Source organism: Pseudaeromonas sp. HNCC25DJ180, assembly GCF_055413345.1.
Window position 1 is genome coordinate 174,398 of record NZ_JBVAYF010000007.1, and the last position, 19,191, is coordinate 193,588.

General features: G+C 52.0%; 16 protein-coding genes. 12 read left to right on the forward strand and 4 right to left on the reverse strand.

Annotation, left to right across the window (positions count from 1 at the left end):
* Positions 1–83 precede the first annotated feature (83 nt).
* Positions 84–524 (reverse strand): nuclear transport factor 2 family protein, encoded by a 441-nt coding sequence (locus ACZYTD_RS08450; protein ID WP_463891226.1) that lies wholly within the window; start codon positions 522–524, stop codon positions 84–86.
* Between the two features lie 493 nt (positions 525–1,017).
* Positions 1,018–1,212, reverse strand: a complete 195-nt coding sequence (locus ACZYTD_RS08455; protein WP_463891227.1) for a DUF4250 domain-containing protein — start codon at positions 1,210–1,212, stop codon at positions 1,018–1,020.
* 202 nt (positions 1,213–1,414) lie between these two features.
* On the opposite strand from ACZYTD_RS08455, the gene ACZYTD_RS08460 reads away from it, so the two are divergent.
* The 7 genes from ACZYTD_RS08460 (at position 1,415) to ACZYTD_RS08490 (ending at position 7,959) form a co-directional block, all read left to right on the forward strand.
* Entirely contained in the window at positions 1,415–2,191 is a 777-nt protein-coding gene (locus ACZYTD_RS08460; protein ID WP_463891228.1) for a hypothetical protein, read from the forward strand.
* Positions 2,192–2,233: 42 nt separating this feature from the next.
* A complete protein-coding gene (locus ACZYTD_RS08465) occupies positions 2,234–2,737 on the forward strand; it encodes a YgjP-like metallopeptidase domain-containing protein (protein WP_463891230.1) in 504 nt (167 codons plus the stop codon).
* A gap of 75 nt (positions 2,738–2,812) precedes the next feature.
* On the forward strand, positions 2,813–4,567 hold the full coding sequence (acsA, locus tag ACZYTD_RS08470) for an acetate--CoA ligase (protein WP_463891232.1): 1,755 nt from the start codon (positions 2,813–2,815) through the stop codon (positions 4,565–4,567).
* On the forward strand, positions 4,564–5,547 hold the full coding sequence (pdhA, locus tag ACZYTD_RS08475; protein WP_463891234.1) for a pyruvate dehydrogenase (acetyl-transferring) E1 component subunit alpha: 984 nt from the start codon (positions 4,564–4,566) through the stop codon (positions 5,545–5,547). The genes acsA and pdhA overlap by 4 nt, the downstream gene beginning before the upstream one ends.
* Positions 5,544–6,533 carry an alpha-ketoacid dehydrogenase subunit beta gene (locus tag ACZYTD_RS08480; RefSeq protein ID WP_463891236.1) on the forward strand — a complete coding sequence of 330 codons (990 nt, stop codon included), beginning with the start codon at positions 5,544–5,546 and terminating at the stop codon, positions 6,531–6,533. The genes pdhA and ACZYTD_RS08480 overlap by 4 nt, the downstream gene beginning before the upstream one ends.
* Positions 6,530–7,741: a dihydrolipoamide acetyltransferase family protein gene (locus ACZYTD_RS08485; RefSeq protein WP_463891237.1), complete on the forward strand. Its 1,212-nt coding sequence runs from the start codon at positions 6,530–6,532 to the stop codon at positions 7,739–7,741. Before ACZYTD_RS08480 ends, ACZYTD_RS08485 begins: the two co-directional genes overlap by 4 nt.
* Complete coding sequence (locus ACZYTD_RS08490; RefSeq protein ID WP_463891239.1) at positions 7,714–7,959, forward strand: acyl carrier protein; 246 nt, start codon at positions 7,714–7,716, stop codon at positions 7,957–7,959. Before ACZYTD_RS08485 ends, ACZYTD_RS08490 begins: the two co-directional genes overlap by 28 nt.
* A 154-nt stretch (positions 7,960–8,113) precedes the next feature.
* Here ACZYTD_RS08490 and ACZYTD_RS08495 read toward each other — a convergent pair whose 3' ends face one another.
* Positions 8,114–9,751, reverse strand: coding sequence for a methyl-accepting chemotaxis protein (locus ACZYTD_RS08495; RefSeq protein ID WP_463891241.1), 1,638 nt, complete (start codon positions 9,749–9,751; stop codon positions 8,114–8,116).
* Between the two features lie 872 nt (positions 9,752–10,623).
* Between ACZYTD_RS08495 and ACZYTD_RS08500 the strand changes: the two genes are divergently transcribed.
* Positions 10,624–12,039, forward strand: a complete 1,416-nt coding sequence (locus ACZYTD_RS08500; RefSeq protein ID WP_463891242.1) for a DUF2252 domain-containing protein — start codon at positions 10,624–10,626, stop codon at positions 12,037–12,039.
* A 70-nt stretch (positions 12,040–12,109) separates the two neighbouring features.
* Positions 12,110–13,327 carry a hypothetical protein gene (locus ACZYTD_RS08505; RefSeq protein WP_463891243.1) on the forward strand — a complete coding sequence of 406 codons (1,218 nt, stop codon included), beginning with the start codon at positions 12,110–12,112 and terminating at the stop codon, positions 13,325–13,327.
* Positions 13,328–14,058: 731 nt separating this feature from the next.
* Here the strand turns inward: ACZYTD_RS08505 and ACZYTD_RS08510 are convergent.
* Positions 14,059–15,048, reverse strand: a complete 990-nt coding sequence (locus ACZYTD_RS08510) for a helix-turn-helix domain-containing protein (protein WP_463891245.1) — start codon at positions 15,046–15,048, stop codon at positions 14,059–14,061.
* A gap of 289 nt (positions 15,049–15,337) precedes the next feature.
* On the opposite strand from ACZYTD_RS08510, the gene ACZYTD_RS08515 reads away from it, so the two are divergent.
* The 3 genes from ACZYTD_RS08515 to ACZYTD_RS08525 all read left to right on the forward strand — a co-directional run bounded on the left by ACZYTD_RS08515 (position 15,338) and on the right by ACZYTD_RS08525 (position 19,153).
* Entirely contained in the window at positions 15,338–16,147 is an 810-nt protein-coding gene (locus tag ACZYTD_RS08515; RefSeq protein ID WP_463891246.1) for a hypothetical protein, read from the forward strand.
* A 132-nt stretch (positions 16,148–16,279) separates the two neighbouring features.
* A complete protein-coding gene (locus ACZYTD_RS08520) occupies positions 16,280–18,106 on the forward strand; it encodes an arylsulfatase (protein WP_463891248.1) in 1,827 nt (608 codons plus the stop codon).
* A gap of 63 nt (positions 18,107–18,169) precedes the next feature.
* Complete coding sequence (locus ACZYTD_RS08525) at positions 18,170–19,153, forward strand: transporter (protein WP_463891250.1); 984 nt, start codon at positions 18,170–18,172, stop codon at positions 19,151–19,153.
* The last annotated feature ends 38 nt before the right edge of the window (positions 19,154–19,191 follow it).

Genomic DNA, 19,191 nt, shown 5'->3' on the forward strand with positions numbered 1-19,191 from the left:
CGGCAGAGAGGCCTAGATGAGATGTTTCAATGGCCAGGCATCAAACTTAGCCTGGCCCTGTATGGCCGATATCCCGCTGTTGATCAGCAGATATCAGAGCCAATACAGTGTTTGCGCTCAATGGGCATAAGGTCTAACTCACTGTCAGTGCGCTGACTCGTCCACTCTTTGCGCCATTCGGCTGCGGCGAAGCTTTCTGGCCAGTATTCGACCTGGCGCACTATCTTCCCCTCCTGCACAGTGCTGAAGGTGACTACTCTCGCCACCTGGATCCCGTCAGTGATCTTCACATCGGAAACCACCCGTTCGCCATCGGCAAGCAAACTCTCAACCTCAAAGCTCCAGGGTCCAAACGAGGGAAAATGGATGTTGATCATCGCATAATCCCAGCCGCCACGAATTGTTTCACCCGACTGCGGCAGAAAACACTCAAACTCCTCGGCTAACCAGTCACTGGCGGCCAAAAAATCATTGGAATGCATGCATTGCCAAAAGGCGAGTACCACATCTTGGGGTTTTATCATCTACCACCTCGTAGTAGGGCTTAGATACAACACAACCGAAGTTGTTATTCAGTGATGTGACTTTTTACTCAGGTTTCATTCGGAAGTCAACTTTTGCTCACTGTTAGAAATATACTCGACCTCACAGATTAATACCCTGGCTGTTATGACAGTAGCGTGGCTATTTTACTTAAAAAATGGTGTCAAACGGGAATATATCATTTCAGTAACGTTTCATATTGTTATCGAATATTACTTACAGCATGCAAAAAACAGGCAATAAATAGCGCATCCATATGAATAATAAAGAATTTAAGCAAGACATCGCACGCTTACATAGTGTTACACTTTATTACATTACCGTTGGTGATTTAACCACCATGGGCTTATTAGCAGAGAGGGGGTAATTGGCCGATCGCCTCGCGATGGCTCACGCCACCCATTGAGCCAACGGCCAAAAACAAGAGAGCCCGCACAGTGGCGGGCCCTCTTTACTCGAAAGCATCAAATTCGTTTAATTGGCTCTGAACTGGTTACAAACGGGATCATAGTGGTAACCAATTTCCTGCATTCGCGCCAACAGCTCACCATGCCCAAAATTGAAAGTGGCCAGCAACTCATCCAACGAGTCGCACTCCAGCCGCAACTTCTCGTTGACTATGCCAAGAAGAATATTGGGATCCATGCGCAAATATGAACTGAGATCCATGATTTTCGCTCCTGTCTAACCCATGATGAAATAACTATAACCCTGCTTCGGCAACTACCGCATGCCTTCGATCACAGTTTAGTCAGTCATGTCCATTTTCGTCGAGCAATCCGGAAATGGCTGACCGTTAGCATTTCTGCCTAGGTTGCGGCATGATGCAGGCCATCCCCTTCAATCTTGTGAGTTCCTGCCTGGAGGCCACATGATCCGCTTGCTCCTTATCCTCTGCCTGCTACTCGCCCCTCGCCTCTTTGCCGAAGAGCTGACCATACTGGAACTCAAGCATCGACTCCCCGAACAGGTACTGCCAACCCTGCTACCTCTGGTAGCACCTGGTGGAACTCTGGTGGGAGCCAATAACCAACTATTTGTCAAAACCACACCGGAGAATCTGCAACAGATCATCTCGGCCTTGGCGGCCATAGACACCCCATTAAGCCGTTTACTCATCTCGGTTCGTCAGTCATCCAGCCTGCGCGATCAGCAGCGACAGTATGCCCTCAATGGTATGCAAGCCTCGCAATCCGGAGTGCGAGTGCAAGGGAGTATCAACCTCAGCCAGGGAGACAATCAACAGGCCGTCACTCAACAGCTGCAAACCGTTGATGGGGGCGCAGCCCAGATCTTCGTCGGTCAATCCATCCCTGTGACCATGCACTCTGTGGTGATGGGGCAGCAAGGTGCCATCGCCAGTGAGCAGCAATATTATGTGGATATCGGCAGCGGCTTCACCGCTACGCCGCGTCTTATCGGTGATAGGGTGACCTTGACTATCCACCCCTTGCAGCAACAACAATTGAGTGATGGGATCCATACCAGTGAACTCAGCACCGAGGTGAGCGGTCGTCTTGGCGAGTGGCTCACCGTAGGCCAGAGTGATCTGCAACAAAGCACTCAACACCAAGCCCTGCTCGGTCGAGGCTCAAGCCAAGGCCAGCAGAGCCAGCAGGTTTGGCTGAAAGTCGACCGTATGCCCTGACTGGCTTATAATTCCGGCCATGATGTATAAGCCATAAATAATATGAACGAATTCAAATACCTGGCCGGCTATCCGGAACCACTACTGCAACAGGTCAGAACCCTGGTGCAAACGGGGCGGTTGGAGCCCCACCTGCAACAGCGCTATGGCAAACAGCGGCATGAGATCCAGAGTGACAAGGCGCTTTTTCACTACACCATGGAGCTGAAAAATCGTTATCTCAAGAGTGCCTCCCCTCTCTCCAAGGTCGGATACGACAGCAAGATCAACGTACTCAAACATGCACTGGGTCTACACACCGCCATCTCGCGAGTGCAGGGCAACAAGCTCAAGGCCAAGGCCGAAATTCAGATTGCGACTCTGTTCAAGGCCGCCCCTCCCCCCTTTCTGAAGATGATAGTGGTACACGAACTGGCTCATCTGCGGGAGAAAGAGCACAACAAGGCCTTTTACCAGCTGTGTGAGCATATGGAACCCGCTTACCACCAGCTGGAGTTTGATCTGCGCCTCTACCTGACGCTGCTGGAGACCCAGGCCAGCAACTAAGCGCGCAAGGCATTCCACTCATGCATGAACTAGGCTTGCTATAGGTAGCTCTTCGCACACCTAAGGAGGCAAGCCATGGCGATCGCCCCGATCCCCAAGGATGCCGCCCAGGCTAACCGCCACAACCTGGACGACTATACCCGCTGTTATGCCCAATTTGAGTGGAGCCAAGCTGAGGCCCAGCTCAAAGGGTTAGATGGCAAACTCAACATCGCTTATGAAGCCATAGATCGCCATGTCGAAGCCGGCTTCGGGGCCCATGTTGCCCTGCGCTGGCTGGGTAAGGGGGGAATGCAGCAGGAGTTCGATTACCTGGCACTGCAAACGCTGACCTCCCGTTTTGCCAATCTGCTCGCCAGCCTCGGCATCCAACCCGGCGACACCGTATTTGGTCTGTGCCATAGAGTGCCTCATCTCTATACCGCGCTGCTGGGTAGCCTGCGATTGGGAGCCGTCTTCTCTCCGCTCTTCTCGGCATTCGGCCCCGAGCCCATCAAAGCCCGCATGGAGATAGGGCAAGCCCGAGTGCTAGTGACAAGTGAGGCCCTCTATCGGAAGAAAGTGGCCGCCTGGCGCCATGAACTGCCGAGCCTGGAGCAGGTATTGCTGTTTGATCTCTCGGGGGAATTGCCCGCTGGGTGCGTGGATCTGGATCGAGCCCTCGCCACGGCTAACCCAATCTTTCCCCCCCGCCCCTGTGACCCGGAAGCGCTGGCTCTGCTGCACTTCACCTCAGGTACCACGGGTAAACCCAAAGGGGCCATGCATGTGCACCAAGCCGTGCTCTACCACGCCTACTCGGGGCGGATGGCGCTGGATCTGCAGCCCGGGGACATCTTCTGGTGTACCGCCGACCCTGGCTGGGTAACGGGCACTAGCTACGGCATCATATCGCCGCTGTGCAATCGGGTTACCCTCATCATAGATGAGCAGGAGTTCGAGGCAGAGCACTGGTATCAGTTGTTGGAGCAACAAAGGGTCAACGTCTGGTACACGGCCCCCACCGCCATCCGTATGCTGATGAAAGCCGGAGCCGACTTGGCTCAAGGCCACGATCTCTCCGCCCTGCGTTTCATGGCCAGCGTAGGGGAACCGCTCAATCCCGAGGCCGTGCTCTGGGGGCAGAGAGTATTTGGCATGCCTTTCCACGACAACTGGTGGCAGAGCGAAACGGGCGGCATCATGATAGCCAACTTCGCGGCCGAGCCCGTCTACCCTGGCTCCATGGGGCGTCCCCTGCCCGGCATAGAAGCCGCCATAGTCCAGCGCACCCCAGATGGCCACCTGAACAGAGTCACACTACCCGGGATAGTTGGCGAGCTGGCACTCAAACCCGGTTGGCCCTCCATGTTTCGCGGCTATCTGCATGAAGAGGCCCGTTACCAGAGCTGCTTTGTCGATGGCTGGTACCTTTCCGGGGATCTGGCGCTCTGCGACGAGCATGGCTACTACTGGTTTGTCGGCCGTCAGGATGATGTGATCAAATCAGCCGGTCACTTAATTGGCCCCTTCGAGGTAGAGAGCGTCTTGCTGGAGCACCCGGCGGTAGCGGAGGCGGCAGTGATAGGTCTGCCCGACGAGATGGCAGGTGAACTGGTCAAGGCCTTCGTGGCACTCAAACCCGGCATTAGCGCCGATGAGGCCTTGCAAGCCGCCCTCATGGCCCACGCCAGAAAACGACTCGGACCCGCAGTGGCACCGCGTGAGATTGCCTTTCGCCACAACCTGCCCAAGACCCGCAGTGGCAAGATCATGCGCCGCCTGCTCAGGGCTCGCGAACTGGGATTACCCGAAGGCGATCTCTCAACCCTGGAGAGTGATGAAGCATGAACGAGACCAAACTGCATGTGACTCGTGACCATCTGCTGCAGCTGCTCAGCGCCATGATCCGTATTCGACGTTTCGAGGAGCGCTGCGCCGAACTCTACCAACAGGAGAAGATCCGCGGCTTCTTGCATCTCTACTGCGGGGAAGAGGCGGTCGCTGTGGGGGTGATGGCCGCACTGGGGCCCGAGGACTCCGTGCTCTCCACCTACCGGGAACATGGTCATGCCTTGGCGCGAGGGGTTTCAATGAACGCCATTCTCTCCGAGATGTATGGCAAACAGAGCGGTTGCAGCGGCGGTCGCGGTGGCTCCATGCACCTGTTTGATATCACCCACCGCTTCTATGGCGGCAATGCCATAGTCGCCGGCGGATTACCCCTAGCCGTCGGACTGGCGCTGGCCGACAAGATGCAGGGGCGCGCCGCCATTACGGTCTGCTTCTTTGGCGATGGTGCCACCTCGGAGGGGGAATTTGCCGAGAGTCTGAATCTGGCCAAACTGTGGGATCTGCCCCTGCTGTTTATCTGCGAAAACAACCTCTATGCCATGGGCACGGCCCTGCACTATGAAAGTGGTGAACCCAAATTGCACCTCAAGGCGGCGGCCTATGGGCTGACAGCCCAGGAGGTGGATGGCATGAATGTGGTTGCCGTCGAAGCCGCCGCCACCCAGGCCTGTCAGGCGATCAAGGCGGGGTTGGGACCGCAGTTCATCGAGTGTCTCACCTACCGTTTTCGCGGCCACTCCATGTTTGATGCCCAACTCTATCGCGACAACCTGGAGGTCGAGCAGTGGAAGGCACGCTGTCCTATCAGCCAACTGAGCCACTGGCTACAGAGCTATCAACTGACCCAGAGTGATATTGCCGCCATTGAGCACAACGTAGATGAAGAAATTGCTGCCGCAGAGGCTCAGGCGGAGGCGGCAGAACTTGAGCCCGTCGAACAGCTACTGCGTCATGTCTATACGGAAGGTGCCTCATGATTGAGTTGAGCTACCGGGAAGCCATACGTGAGGCGCTGCGTGAAGCATTGCTTGGGGATCCTCGTGTCTTGCTGATGGGCGAAGATGTGGGCCACTATGGTGGCTGTTATGCGGTCTCCAAAGGGCTGCTTGCGGAGTTTGGCCCGGAGCGCATTCGGGATACACCGCTATCGGAGTCGGGCTTTGTCGGGGCCGGCATCGGCGCCGCCCTGGGCGGGCTCAGGCCTATAGTCGAAGTGATGACGGTCAACTTCAGCCTGCTGGCACTGGATCAAATCGTCAACAACGCCGCCACCTTGCGGCACATGTCAGGCGGGCAGCTCTCTGTGCCTCTGGTGATCCGCATGGCTTACGGCGCCGGTCGGCAACTTGCGGCCCAGCATAGCCACAGCTTCGAGGGCTGGTATGCCCATATTCCTGGCATCAAGGTCCTCTGTCCGGCCACCGTCACCGACGCCCGCTTCATGCTGGCGCAGGCGCTCGCCGATCCCGACCCTGTCATTCTGTTTGAACATGTGATGCTCTATAACCGCCAGGAGATAGTGGATGCCCCAACGCTAACCATGGAGCAGGCCGCCGTGCGCCGCTCGGGTCGCGATCTCACCCTCATCACCTGGGGTGGCAACCTACCCAAGAGCATGGAAGCCGCCGAGCAGTTAGCGCAAGAGGGTATAGAGGTAGAGGTGTTGGATCTGCGTTGCCTAAGGCCATTGGACAAGCCGACCCTCTTCACCTCGCTCAAGAAAACCCATAGAGCCCTCATAGTGGATGAGTCCTGGCGACAAGGGGGTATGAGTGCCGAGATCGCCGCCACCCTGGCCGAAGAGGCGTTCTGGCTGCTCGATGCCCCTATCACTCGGGTCTGTAGTGCCGAGGTGCCCATCCCCTACCCGGCACATCTGGAGCAAGCCGCTCTGCCCAGCGTAGAGAAAATTATCGCCGCCGCCAGAGCGCTTCTGGGCCTGCAACCACGGGGCCAGCCATGAAAACCATCACCATGCCCTCCTTTGGCGCCGATATGGCAGAGGGAACGCTGATTGAGTGGCAAGTTCAACCTGGCGACATATTATCTCGCGGTCAGGTGGTGGCCGTCATCGAGACCAACAAGGGGGCCATCGAGTTGGATCTCTTTGAAGAGGGGAGTGTCGATGCGCTGTTGCTGCCCCTCGGTGCCAGCGCCAAAGTGGGGACGCCTATCCTGCGGTTGCGGCTGCCCGATGAAGAGCCAGATCTTGCGCCAGAAGCTCCCCCCGCCACCACTAAGGCGGCCACCCTAACCGCGAAGCAAACTGCACCCTATCCCGCGGCAGCTGAGCACCAAGCAGTTAAGCACCAGGCATCCAGCTTCATTGTGGCCTCTCCCGCGGCCAGGGCCCAGGCGCAAGCACGAGGAGTCAGTCTGGCAAACCTGGCTGGCAGCGGCCCGAGCGGGGCCATAGTCCTGGCCGATCTGCCCACTCAAACCGCTACGCCCACGCCTCGAACTGCCGAGCCAGGCAAACTCGATCTGCAAGCCATGCGGCAAGCCATCACGGCGACGGTCACTCGCTCCAAGCGCGAGATCCCTCACTACTATTTGGGCCTAACGCTATCGCTCAGCGCACTGGAGCAACAGGTTGCCGAGCACAACCGCAACTTAGCGCCGGATGAACGCCTGCTCCTGATAGCCCCCCTCTTATGCGCAGTGGCCCGCACCCTGCGCAAACATTCACTCTTCAATGGCCAGATGGTAGCGGGCCTATACCAACCTGAGGCGCAGGTTAATCTGGCCAACGCCGTGGCCCTGCGTGGTGGCGGCCTCATCATGCCCGTGATCCAGCAGGCGGATGCCTTGGATGCCGCTAGCATGATGCGGAGATTGAGCGAGCTGGTAGAAAAAGCGCGCCATGGCAACCTGCGCCACTCTGAACTTTCGGGGGCTAGCTGTACCGTCAGCAGCATAGGCGAGCGCGGAGCCGATCAGCTGTTTGGCGTCATCTATCCACCACAAGTCGCCATCATAGGTCTAGGGCGACCACGCTCAGCCCCCTGGGTAGTGGATAACGAGATGCGAGTGGGGCGCGTCATGACCATCACACTGGCCGCCGATCACAGAGTCAGCGATGGCCACCAAGGAGCCCTGTTCCTGCATGACCTGGATAAACAACTGCAACAACCGGAGGCATTATGGACACCCCTGCCCTGCGCGAACTGATCCTCAGCGAACTCTGTCGGATAGCCCCGGAGATCACCCCGGATGAGGTTCCGAATGATGAAGATCTGCGGGATGCGGTAGATCTGGATTCGATGGACTTCTTACATCTGGTCGCCGCCGTGAGCAAGAAGAGCGGAGTTATGATACCGGAGGCAGATTACCCCAAGATCATGACCCTGCAGCGCATGCTCGACTATCTGCAACACCAAACGGAATGAATCAGGGCAATAAAAAAACAGTCATTCCCGATGTGAAATGACTGCTTGAGGAGGAAGCCGCTGACGTATTCCGTGCCAGCCGGTTATCTCGTGTTACATCTGGCCATCAGGTTCTGAATTGAGCCACTCATCAGGTTCTGAATTGAGCCACCCATCAGGTTCTGAATTGCGCCACTAAGGTGGCCAGTTCATCACTCATCCGCTTGAGATCGTGGCAGATGGCCGTGACCTGGTTATTTTGCTGAGAGACCTCCACTGACAGGGTCGAGATATTAACCACATTGCGGTTGATTTCGTTGGTCGCCAGGCTCTGCTGCTCGGCCGCACTGGCAATCTGACTATTGCGGTCGGTGATGATGAGTACGGCTTCGGAGATGGCTCCCAGCGCGACCCCCGTCTCTTGCGAGTGACGGACTGTATCATCCGAGAGTATCTGGGTACGCTGCATACTGTTCGCTGCCGCCTGCACCCCATTCTGCAAGCGGGTGATCATACTCTGGATCTCATTGGTGGAGGACTGGGTCTGATTCGCCAGGGTGCGCACTTCATCCGCCACCACGGCAAAGCCACGCCCCAATTCCCCCGCGCGCGCCGCCTCGATGGCCGCGTTGAGTGCCAACAAGTTGGTTTGATCGGCGATGCGCCGGATCACCTCAAGCACAGAGCCTATGTGCTGGGTTTCGGCGACCAGATCGGTTACCACCCGCCCGGCATCGCTCACTTCATGGGCTAACCCCTGCATGGCAGCAATGGCCTCATTGACTACCCGATTGCCTGTGGCAATGCGCTCTTTGGCCTCCTCGGCGGCATCGGCGGCTTGTACCGCACTGTTCGCCACTTCCCGGGTTGTCGCCGCCATCTCGTTCATGGCGGTCGCCACCCCTTCGGTCTCATGTTGCTGACGCAAGGTATTACGCTGGCTACTCGCCATCGCCGCCTCTAACTGCTCAGCGGCACTTCGGCTCTTGCTGCTGGCGGTCACCACATTTCGTACTGTGCCGGCTAACGAAGCAGTAAAGCGATTAAAGGATCCGGCAAGATGGGCCAACTCGTCATTACCCGAGGTATCGAGCTGACGAGTGAGATCACCTCCCCCTTGGGCAATTTGCGACAGACTCTGCTCGGTGCGGCGCAGCGGACGTATGATGCTGTGGGCAATTAACCAGGAGAAACCTAACAGCAGCAGTAACAAGGGCACCAGGATCAATAGCACCAGAGTCAGGAGTTGCACGAAGAAGGCCCAGACATCGTCGGTATAGACACCGGCGCCTATCACCCAACCCCAACCGGCTACCGCCTTGACATAAGAGACCTTGAATACCGGCTCACTCAACCCGGCTTTGGGCCAGTAGTAATCAACATAGCCCCCCGCCTCCTGCTGCTGAGCCACCCGGGCAAACTCGAGAAAGATGGGTTTCTTGTTACTATCGAGGATCTGGCTGGCATCCTGCCCCTCCAGCTCTGGCTTGGCGGCATGCATGATCACTCTGGCCTGCTCGTCATTGATCCAGAAATAGTTATTGTCACCAAAGCGCATGTTCCTCAGCGTCTCTTTGGCCAGCCGTTGCGCCTCCTCGACCTTGAGTTTGCCCTGGCTGACCTGCTGCTGGAAATATTGCACGGCGCCATGCGCCGCCTCTACCTGCTGCCGCATACTCTCCCGTCTATCGCTCAACATGCTGTCATAGCTATAGTAGAGGGTGGTGCCGATGAGCAGGGCAATACCTAAGGTGACCAAGATGGCATTCATCACCAGACGCTGATAAATGGTAAAACGACGTAGTATATTCATCCCTGAGCTCCGACTAATTGGTGACTGCAGACTCTTCTGCATATGCACATATCACTCCCGACTGCGGATACTACATCAGATGTTTATGGCAACAGTTTGATTGGTAAGACCATTTTAAAAAAATCAGTCCAACCATGGCACTTACAAGGCAAAGTTTCCCCCCTAATGCCATTGCATAATGCAAAACTTCTTATCCGAGTCGCAAATTGCCTCCGATAGTACGTAGAAATCGCCCACATTCATCCCGCTAGCGGCGGGATACGCACCAAGGCAAGCAACAGTAAGGTGAGTACAGGTAGATATTTCGCCGGATCCAGTGAGTCTGTTAATCCAGAGGGAGTAGAGACGATGCAATCACGCAGCAATGCAGCAACGCGCAAGTTGCGATCGATAGCCGTAATTCGATCTTTTGTTCCCAGCTAGGTGCATAGGGCGAACGGGAGGCCATTGTCACGAAGCAACTTAGAGAGATTGATGCGAGTGTAGTATGTGTCTGATGAATTTTTGTTCAAACACCTGTTGTTCCGGCGCTGTTCGCTTTACGTGTTGGGCCTGATCTATACCAGAAGTAGGTTCTCTACGCAGACGGAGCACAAGAGCATCTTTACCATCACTTACAGCAAGATCTGTTGCAACAAGTGCTATCGGAGCGTCGCTCTACACTCTCCCGGTTTGCCCACACAAAGTTACCAATTATTTTGGTAAACAGCCTGACAGCTTGCGAAATCACATCTATCCTAAAACTATGTTTCTGTTGAAACTTAACTATTTTTATCATTAATCGATATTTTTATAATACGCAAAATTTAATTATGCTTTTTGTAGTAAATACCGATTATTAATCAAAAGGATACGTTTGGGAGGAATTTAAATTGAATAAGCAGACAAAAAAAAGCATGCCCTCCCCCCAGAATGCCAATGAAAAAGAAGTGAAAGTTTTTTCTCCAGATCAATATCGGGAAAAAGGAAAAATATTGCGCAACAAAGTGCCAAGAGGTGCGCATGCAGGTTGGAAATCGCACACAGATCGGCGAGACCCTGTTGATATACTTATCGAATCGAATAATGGTCGTGTGCCAGAGTTGGTTCCGATTCGCTTTGGCCGAATGCTTCAATCTCCCTTTGCATTTTATCGCGGTTCGGCGGCAATCATGGCTGCCGATCTAGCCCACACCCCTGCATCGGGAGTATACGTACAATCCTGTGGTGATGCGCACCTGATGAATTTCGGTGGATTTGCAACACCAGAACGACAAATCGTCTTCGATATAAATGACTTCGATGAAACATTTCCTGCCCCATGGGAGTGGGATTTAAAACGTTTGGCGGCTAGTATCGTCATAGCAGCAAACCACATCGAGCTTTCGGAAAACGCAACGGCTAAGGCGGTCAAAGCATCGGTCTGTGCCTATCGGGAGCAGATGATCTATTTTTCGTCAATGCGGGCATTGGATATCTGGTATAACCGGATAACACTCGACGATGTATTGGCTGAAGCACCTAATGAAGAAATTCGCGCACGCATCATAAAACGCATAAAAAAAGCCCAAGATAACAGCGCGGTCGATGCCATATTCCCCAAAATGGCTGAATTTAATGGGGATCATCCGCGTATTAAAGACAATCCCCCGCTGATCTTCCATTCCAAAAAAGAAATAGGGGATAACTTTGATTACCGAGAAGCATTGGTGATGTATCGAAACTCGCTACCCGAGCACATTCGACGGCTATTTGATCGCTTCCAGTTCTGTGATGTAGCAGCTAAAGTTGTCGGTGTCGGCAGCGTGGGTACACGCTGTCTTGTCTCTCTTTTTATGGCCGCCGAAAATGATCCATTATTCTTGCAAATTAAAGAAGCGAGACCATCCGTACTCGAACCCTATATAGTAGAAAAAAGTCAGCACACTAATCACGGTGAACGTATCGTTGCCGGTCAACGCCTGATGCAAACTGCGACCGACATCTTCCTCGGTTGGACGGTTGGCAATAATGGAAGACATTTTTACGTTAGGCAGCTCAGGGATGTAAAAGTTTCTCCAATCATCGAAGGATGGGACGCCAAACTACTGGCCATTTACGGCAAGTTATGTGCTAAAACGTTGGCTCGAGCCCATGCGCGCTCAGGGGATGCGGGACTAATCGCTGGCTATATGGGTACCAGCCCAATATTTGATGAAGCGATATCCAAATTTGCTATTGAGTATGCAGACCAAGTAAAACGAGATTATCGAGAATTCGTCAAGGCTGTTCACCAAGGTCGGCTGGATGCTTTCACTGAGTCACCATAGCCAAAGAAATTATTATAGGAATCATCGGCACAAAGACTCTTGCATACCGTTTATGCATTAAGGAGGGAACATGACATCGTCAAATTTGTCAGAACATCCAGATGTAAAGTCTTTACATAATCTGCCAGATTTTTCCTTGCTCCTTGGCGGGCCCTTGTATCAGTTGCTCAACCGAGCACACCTGTCAAATGATGCATTGATGCTGGTTCGCCAACGTATTGCCGTGTTCATACTGATTGCCTGGCTCCCTCTGATCGTCATTTCCGCGTTCGAACATCAACTATGGGGTAATTCAGTGGCGATGCCACTTCTGTTTGACATCGAAACCCATGTTCGATTTCTGATAGCAATGCCAGTACTGATCATCGCCGAGCTAGTAATACACCAGCGAATGAGACCTTTATTGAAACAATTTGATGAAAGAAATCTTATTCCCGAACACTCAGTCGCTCAATTCATGAAGGCGGTCAATACAGCCTTTCGTCTGCGCAACTCAGTATGGGCCGAAATCATATTAATTATTGTAGTCTATGGTATAGGAATTTCGATGGTTTGGCGCCAGTATCTTGCGCTTGATACCACGACTTGGTACGCCTCAGTTTCATCTGATAATCCATCGCTGACCATATCGGGTATGTGGTATTGCTATGTGAGCCTACCCATTTTTCAATTTTTACTATTGCGTTGGTATTTCAGAATATTCATATGGGGTCGATTCCTTTGGCACATCTCTCGTATCCCTTTACGCCTAGTACCAACACACCCTGATCGCCTTGGAGGGTTGGGCTTTATTTCAGGACAAGTTCGTGCATTTAGTCTCATTGGTTTTGCCCTCGGCGCCGTATTGGCTGGTAATTTATGCAACCAGATTTTTTACCTTGGCGCGACGCTGACACAGTTCAAAATGGAAATCGGGATTTTGGTCTTATATGTTATATGCATAGCTCTTGGCCCACTTTTGTCATTGGCGCCTCTGCTTGCCAAGACGAAGCGGCTAGGACTAATTGAATATGGTGCTCTGGCTCAACATTATGTGTCTGGATTTGATAATAAGTGGCTTAGGCAAGACAATCCCAATAATGAACCATTAATGGGAAGTGCTGACATTCAGTCATTGGCGGATCTTGGAAATAGTTTCGAGATTGTTAGCTCAATGCGAGTCATACCGGTAAATCGTGATGATGTAACCCGTTTGGCTATTGCCACACTGGCTCCCATAGTACCACTTGGTCTAACTATGATGTCACTAGAGAGTCTACTTAATACATTGATGAAATTGGTGTTTTAAATAAAAATTAAATTGCATTGGTGGATAATTATTGACGCCAGAATTCTTTAGGGGCTCTCGACATCTACGCCGTCCGCCCCTGAAGTAGGCCGGCCAGTGACATGACACAACTTCCCAAGGTGCCGGCAGTGATAGCCCAGGATCGCTACGAACAAGAAGCAGATGTGGTGTTACTGGATAAAAGTATCGATAAATTGAATAACCGCCAAGCTACAACCCCAGCTAAGTCGAGGCTCAAGTCTCTGCACCTATGGTAACCAGAGCGACATTCAGGTAGCCGAATACGCCGCGGTTATATTTCATAACATATTGATAATAAAAGAAAATAATTGAGCTCAAATGAAGCCAACCACAACCAGTTACTAAACAACTACCTCAGCTGCTGGCGGCACTGGATGCTGAAATTCCAGAGCGTTGGGATGCATTACCTGAAAAACTATCTGGCGTGGTCCCGGGTCTACAACCAAAAGTTCAACAGTGCCAAATACTGGTTATTGGGTGGGGGCTCGGTGGTTTGGGAAAATAAAAATCAACAGTTAACTGGTTTCAACTGTAAAAATGCGAAACAGATCGCAACAATTATATATTTATCTTTTTCATTGGCAAACGTTGCGGAAAAAAGATAGCCATGTGCAATGCTGATATGAAATAATTTTCTTGTTTTAATGCAGTGCTTTTCATGGTTATTGAACTGTCCCAATTTTGTTACGCATGCAGCAATGATAATTTCATTACTTATTATCAGGACCACGGGACAATGTATCTGATGGTAACTCGTTAAAGCATGTTTTGTATGCTTTGGATAATTCACCTAAATGCCAAAACCCCCAGTCCATCGCCACTTCGGATACAGTTGTGGTTCCAGGCAATGAATGCAGGAGTGATTGGTATACTCGGTGCAATCGCAGTTGCTTTATATATGCAACGGGAGTTAATCCGATGATCTCTTTAAAAGCATATTCCAGCGTGCGTTCACTAACCGCCGCAGCCTTACACAGATCTGTGACGTACAGATCTACACCTGTGTGGGTTAGTGCAAGCTGCTCTGCAATCTTGACAATCGTAAACTGCTTTTGCTTGGTTCGGTCACCTCGAGTCAAGGTCAAGGGATTTCCTGAGCAAATTGCAGTCAAGAGCAATTCCATTATTTCAACTTGGGCCGAGATCCGTTCTGTTTCTCGAAAAGTGAATAATTCTGGTTGTTCTACTGCAGAATCTATCAGTGTTTTTCCCAGCAAAAAAAGAGTATCTGCGTTTACCGGATTGACATCAATCAACTCTATTCCTACAGAATTTTCAGGTTTATCTAGTCGTTGCCGGATAGCGATATGCTCCGAAATCTCATGCTTTGGCACAAAGATGGACACACTCTCCCAGCCCTCATCAACCACAAACCGGACCTCGCTTTCAGGTGCAGCGGCCAGCATAACACCTGAGCGGATGGGTAATCCGTTGACGGCGCCTGTCGCAGCCGGCCCAAAAACAGCATACACCATTGCTTCAGGGCTGATATTGCTACAAGTACGCACACGAACATTGCTTGAATGGTATATCAGCACAATTGATGAAAGACGCAATATGATACGGCGCGCACGCAATGGTACTTTGTCAAGTTTCACTACATCTTGTTCGAATAACTCAATGCCAACTTCTTTAGCATTTTGATCATTCACATCAATGATTGTAAGTACAGAGTCAGGAAAAGAGATTAATGGGGGCATCGTGCTCATTTTTAATTTTCACCGTTAGCAATTCCATTGACACAAATTAAATACCATTTATCGTAAGTCATCAACAGTCGACAGAGCAGGCTGCAACTACTTAGTAATAAGGATATTATGCACATCTTTACCAAGCTGAGACTAGCTGTGGAGTTATTTTTAATGTTAAACAAAAAGCCGCACCATACGTAGTAACAACGGGAAAAAAACCAGAGAAAGACATTGAGTTTATCAATTACTTAGAATAAATGACTCTCACGGGAGCAATCTGAAGCATATGGATCTTGCAATGAAAAAATACAGTTATATTGCCACTTTACTGATGAGCGCATTCACACTCACAGCGCAAGCAGCAACAACAAACGAGCAAGAGGCCGAATTGGCCAAGAAACTGGCCAACCCGGTGGCCTCGCTGATCAGTGTACCTGTTCAGTATAACTATGATGAATACAGTGGCGTCAACGATGGAGCATCCGTTGATCGCCTGCTTATCCAACCAGTCATCCCCTTCTCGCTCAACGCAGATTGGAATCTGATCACCCGGACAATTTTCCAAGCCGTTGACCAACATGATTTCCCGCTTGAAGCGATGAATGAATCAGGTTTTGGTGACACCACGGCCAGCCAATTCTTTTCTCCTGCCGCCCCCACCGCCAATGGCTGGATCTGGGGGGCGGGCCCTGTTGAATTGCTACCAACGGCAAGTGATGCCGTGCTCGGCACCGAAAAGTGGGGACTGGGCCCGACCGGAGTCATGTTAAAACAAAGCGGCCCCTGGACCGCCGGGGTGCTCGCCAGCCAAATCTGGTCTGTGGCCGGAGATAGCACTCGGCAAGATTTGAATATTGGCTCAATCCAGCCATTTTTAAGCTACACAACCAAAATGTATACCACCATGGGTGTTTATACCGAATCCAACTATGACTGGAAAAATGAGCAGTGGTCCGTACCTTTGATTGTTCAGGCAGGACAAATGTTCAAAATTGGACCACAGATCATGCAGTTAGCCGTGGCTGGTAAATATTGGGCCCAAGCTCCGGATAATGGCCAGGAAGGCTGGGGACTCCGCCTTCAGTTAACCTTTTTATTTCCAAAATAGGACAAGAATGCACGCCACGTTGCCAGCATGGGCATGAACCAGATAGGGGAATGCCCTGAGGTGACGATGACGGCGCGCCATCTTTGTCATTTATGAAAACCAATAGTAAAAGTATCGGGAGGAATGGAAACCATGCCGAATCATGACATGAGTCCAATGATAAAAAACAAGAGCAAACTGGCTCTGCTAGTTAGCTCACTTTGCCTTGTTTCCACACTGGCAGTCCCCAACACAGCCACTGCAGCGGAACAGACGCGCCGACCCAATATTGTGGTCATCCTGGCTGATGATATGGGTTACTCAGATATGGGATCCTTTGGTAGTGAAATCAAAACGCCAAATTTTGATGCACTCGCCAACGAAGGCGTCCGGTTTACCAATTTTTATACCAATCCAACTAGTTCACCGACACGTTCAACCTTGCTGACCGGGTTGGATACCCATCGCAACGGCTTGGGCAATATGGATGAGTGGACGGCACCTAACCAAATGGGTATCCCTGGTTATGAAGGCTATCTACGTAAGGATGTGGTTACTCTGCCCCAATTGCTCAAACAGGTAGGTTATCACACCTACATGGTGGGCAAGTGGCACCTGGGTAAGGCGCCAGATCTGATCCCGGCGGCAAGAGGCTTCGAAAAAGACTTTTCACTGTTGGATGGCGCGGGTAGCTATTGGGATATGACCAACTTTACCGCCGCCTCCCCCAAATCAGTCTTTACTGAAAATGGTAAGTACCTGAAAGAGCTGCCAAAAGACTATTACGCAACCAAGACCTATACCGACAAACTGATCGAGTTCATAGACTCTAATAAAAACGATAAACAACCCTTCTTTGCCTATGTGTCTCATCAGGCACCCCACGATCCCTTCCATCTCCCCCGTGATTGGCGCAATCGTCATGTTGCTGAGTATGACAAGGGATGGGATGCAATACGGGAACAGCGTTTAAAACGTGAAATCGAGCTGGGAATTGTGCCTCCCGGAACCACGCTATCTGAGAGGATGTGGTTTGTTCCGGATCCCATAGTATTAGCCCCCGCGACCAAAGCCTATCTTGGCAGGAAAATGGAACTCTATGCCGGAATGGTGGAGAACATGGATTACCACGTCGGTCGCCTCGTCCAGCATCTCAAAGATATCGGGGAGTATGAAAATACGATCTTTATCGTTTTTGGTGATAACGGGGCCGAGGGAACGGATCTGTTCGCTCAGATAGCAGGGAATCCGGGTACTCGGGATTTCCTCTATGCCGCGGTCAATTGGTCGAATACCCATATGAACGCGTGGGGTGATCCGGGCTCTTATGTCGGTTATGGCCCAATGTGGGCTCAAGTCTCCATGACGCCCTTTAGCCAGTACAAGGGATGGGTTGCCGAAGGGGGCATCCGTAATGCGCTGATCGTCAAGGGCCCTGTGGTCAAGCGGCCCAATGGCAGCATCAACCACGGCGTCATGCATGTCGCCGACATAATGCCAACCCTGTTGGAAGTGACCGGGGGGCAATACCCCAAGACCTATCAGGGTCACGAGCTTCCTCCCTTGATTGGTAAATCATGGGGGCCCATGCTGGCCGGTCAAGCCGACTCTCCACGTACCGACAAGGATTACATGGCTTGGGAGGTCTTTGGTAACCGAGCAATCCGCCAAGGCGACTGGAAACTTCGCTGGGAGTACAAATCCTTCGGTAGGGGCGATTGGGAGCTGTTCAATCTGGTCAAGGATCCGAGTGAACGGAACGACTTGGCTAGCACCGAGACCAAGAAATTGCAGGAAATGTTGGCCTTATGGGACAACTACGCCAAAACCAACAACGTGGTTCTGCCTAATCGGTCGATGTTCGAAACGTTGGAAGATAATCTGCCGCCTAGAGTACCCATTGAATCTGGATACCCGCCGCTGCTTTACAAGAAACAGTTTGTGCCGCCTGCCGACATGCTCGCTGACCCGAAAGAGTAAATCGAGAGCTGTGCTGGTTTGATGATGACTGCTGGTTATTTTCTAATTTGTGGGTGAAGTTTTATGAAGAAAACACATATATCTGGGGCGCTAGTTGCGATTTGGTCTGTGGTGGGCTCGTTGAGCTCACCCTGGGTTCAGGCTCAAGAAGTACCGGCCCGGTTCTATCTCAAAAGTTTGTCCGGCGCAAATGCCGTACCTGTTATTTTTAACTCCATGAGCGGCAACACCAATCCGTTTGACCCGGCCCATGCCGTGACGCCGAATGCCAATTTTGATGCCACCATGACCATGATTGGATACGCCAAAAGCCTTCCGGTCATGGATCGGGCGGCCATGGTGGCATTTATCCAGCCAATGGGAAGGATCTCCGGTGAGGCAAATGTCAGGGGAAGTACTGTCAGCCAGTCCACCAAAGGGTTTGGTGATCCTATGGCTGAATTTAACATCAACCTGATAGGCCCAAAAGCGCAAAAAGATATCCCTGCCGCCATGCGCTATGAACCGGGATTCTCTTTGGATATGCTGGCTGACCTGGCGTTCCCCATCGGAGAGTATGATAGTAAAAAGACGCTTAATATCGGACAGAACCGTTGGTATGGGCGTGTGGGCGTCCCCATGACTTGGCAAATTGATGCCTGGATCCCAGGACAAAAAACCACGTTTGAACTACTTCCTGCCGCCTGGATCTTCGGTGACAACGATGACTTCACGGGACAGACACTGGAAACCGATCCCATGTATCGGCTGGACGCCCACCTGACCCGTGATTTCACCGAACGGTTATGGGGCTCTCTGGATGCCTCCTGGTATAACGGCGGCAAGGCCACCATTGATGGCATCTCTGGTGACAAGATGGATAGCACTCAATTGGGTCTAACTTTGGGTTATGTTCTGGATGACAACATCAACCTGACTGTTGGTTACATGTCCACTATCAACGATGATGCCCCGGGCGACATGAGCATGGACAGTTTCATGCTCACCTTTGTCTATGGCTGGCACCCTATCATCGAAGGTTCAAAACGGTTGAAGAAGGGAGAATAGTTCACCACCGGCCAATGATCCCCATTGGCCGGTGTCGA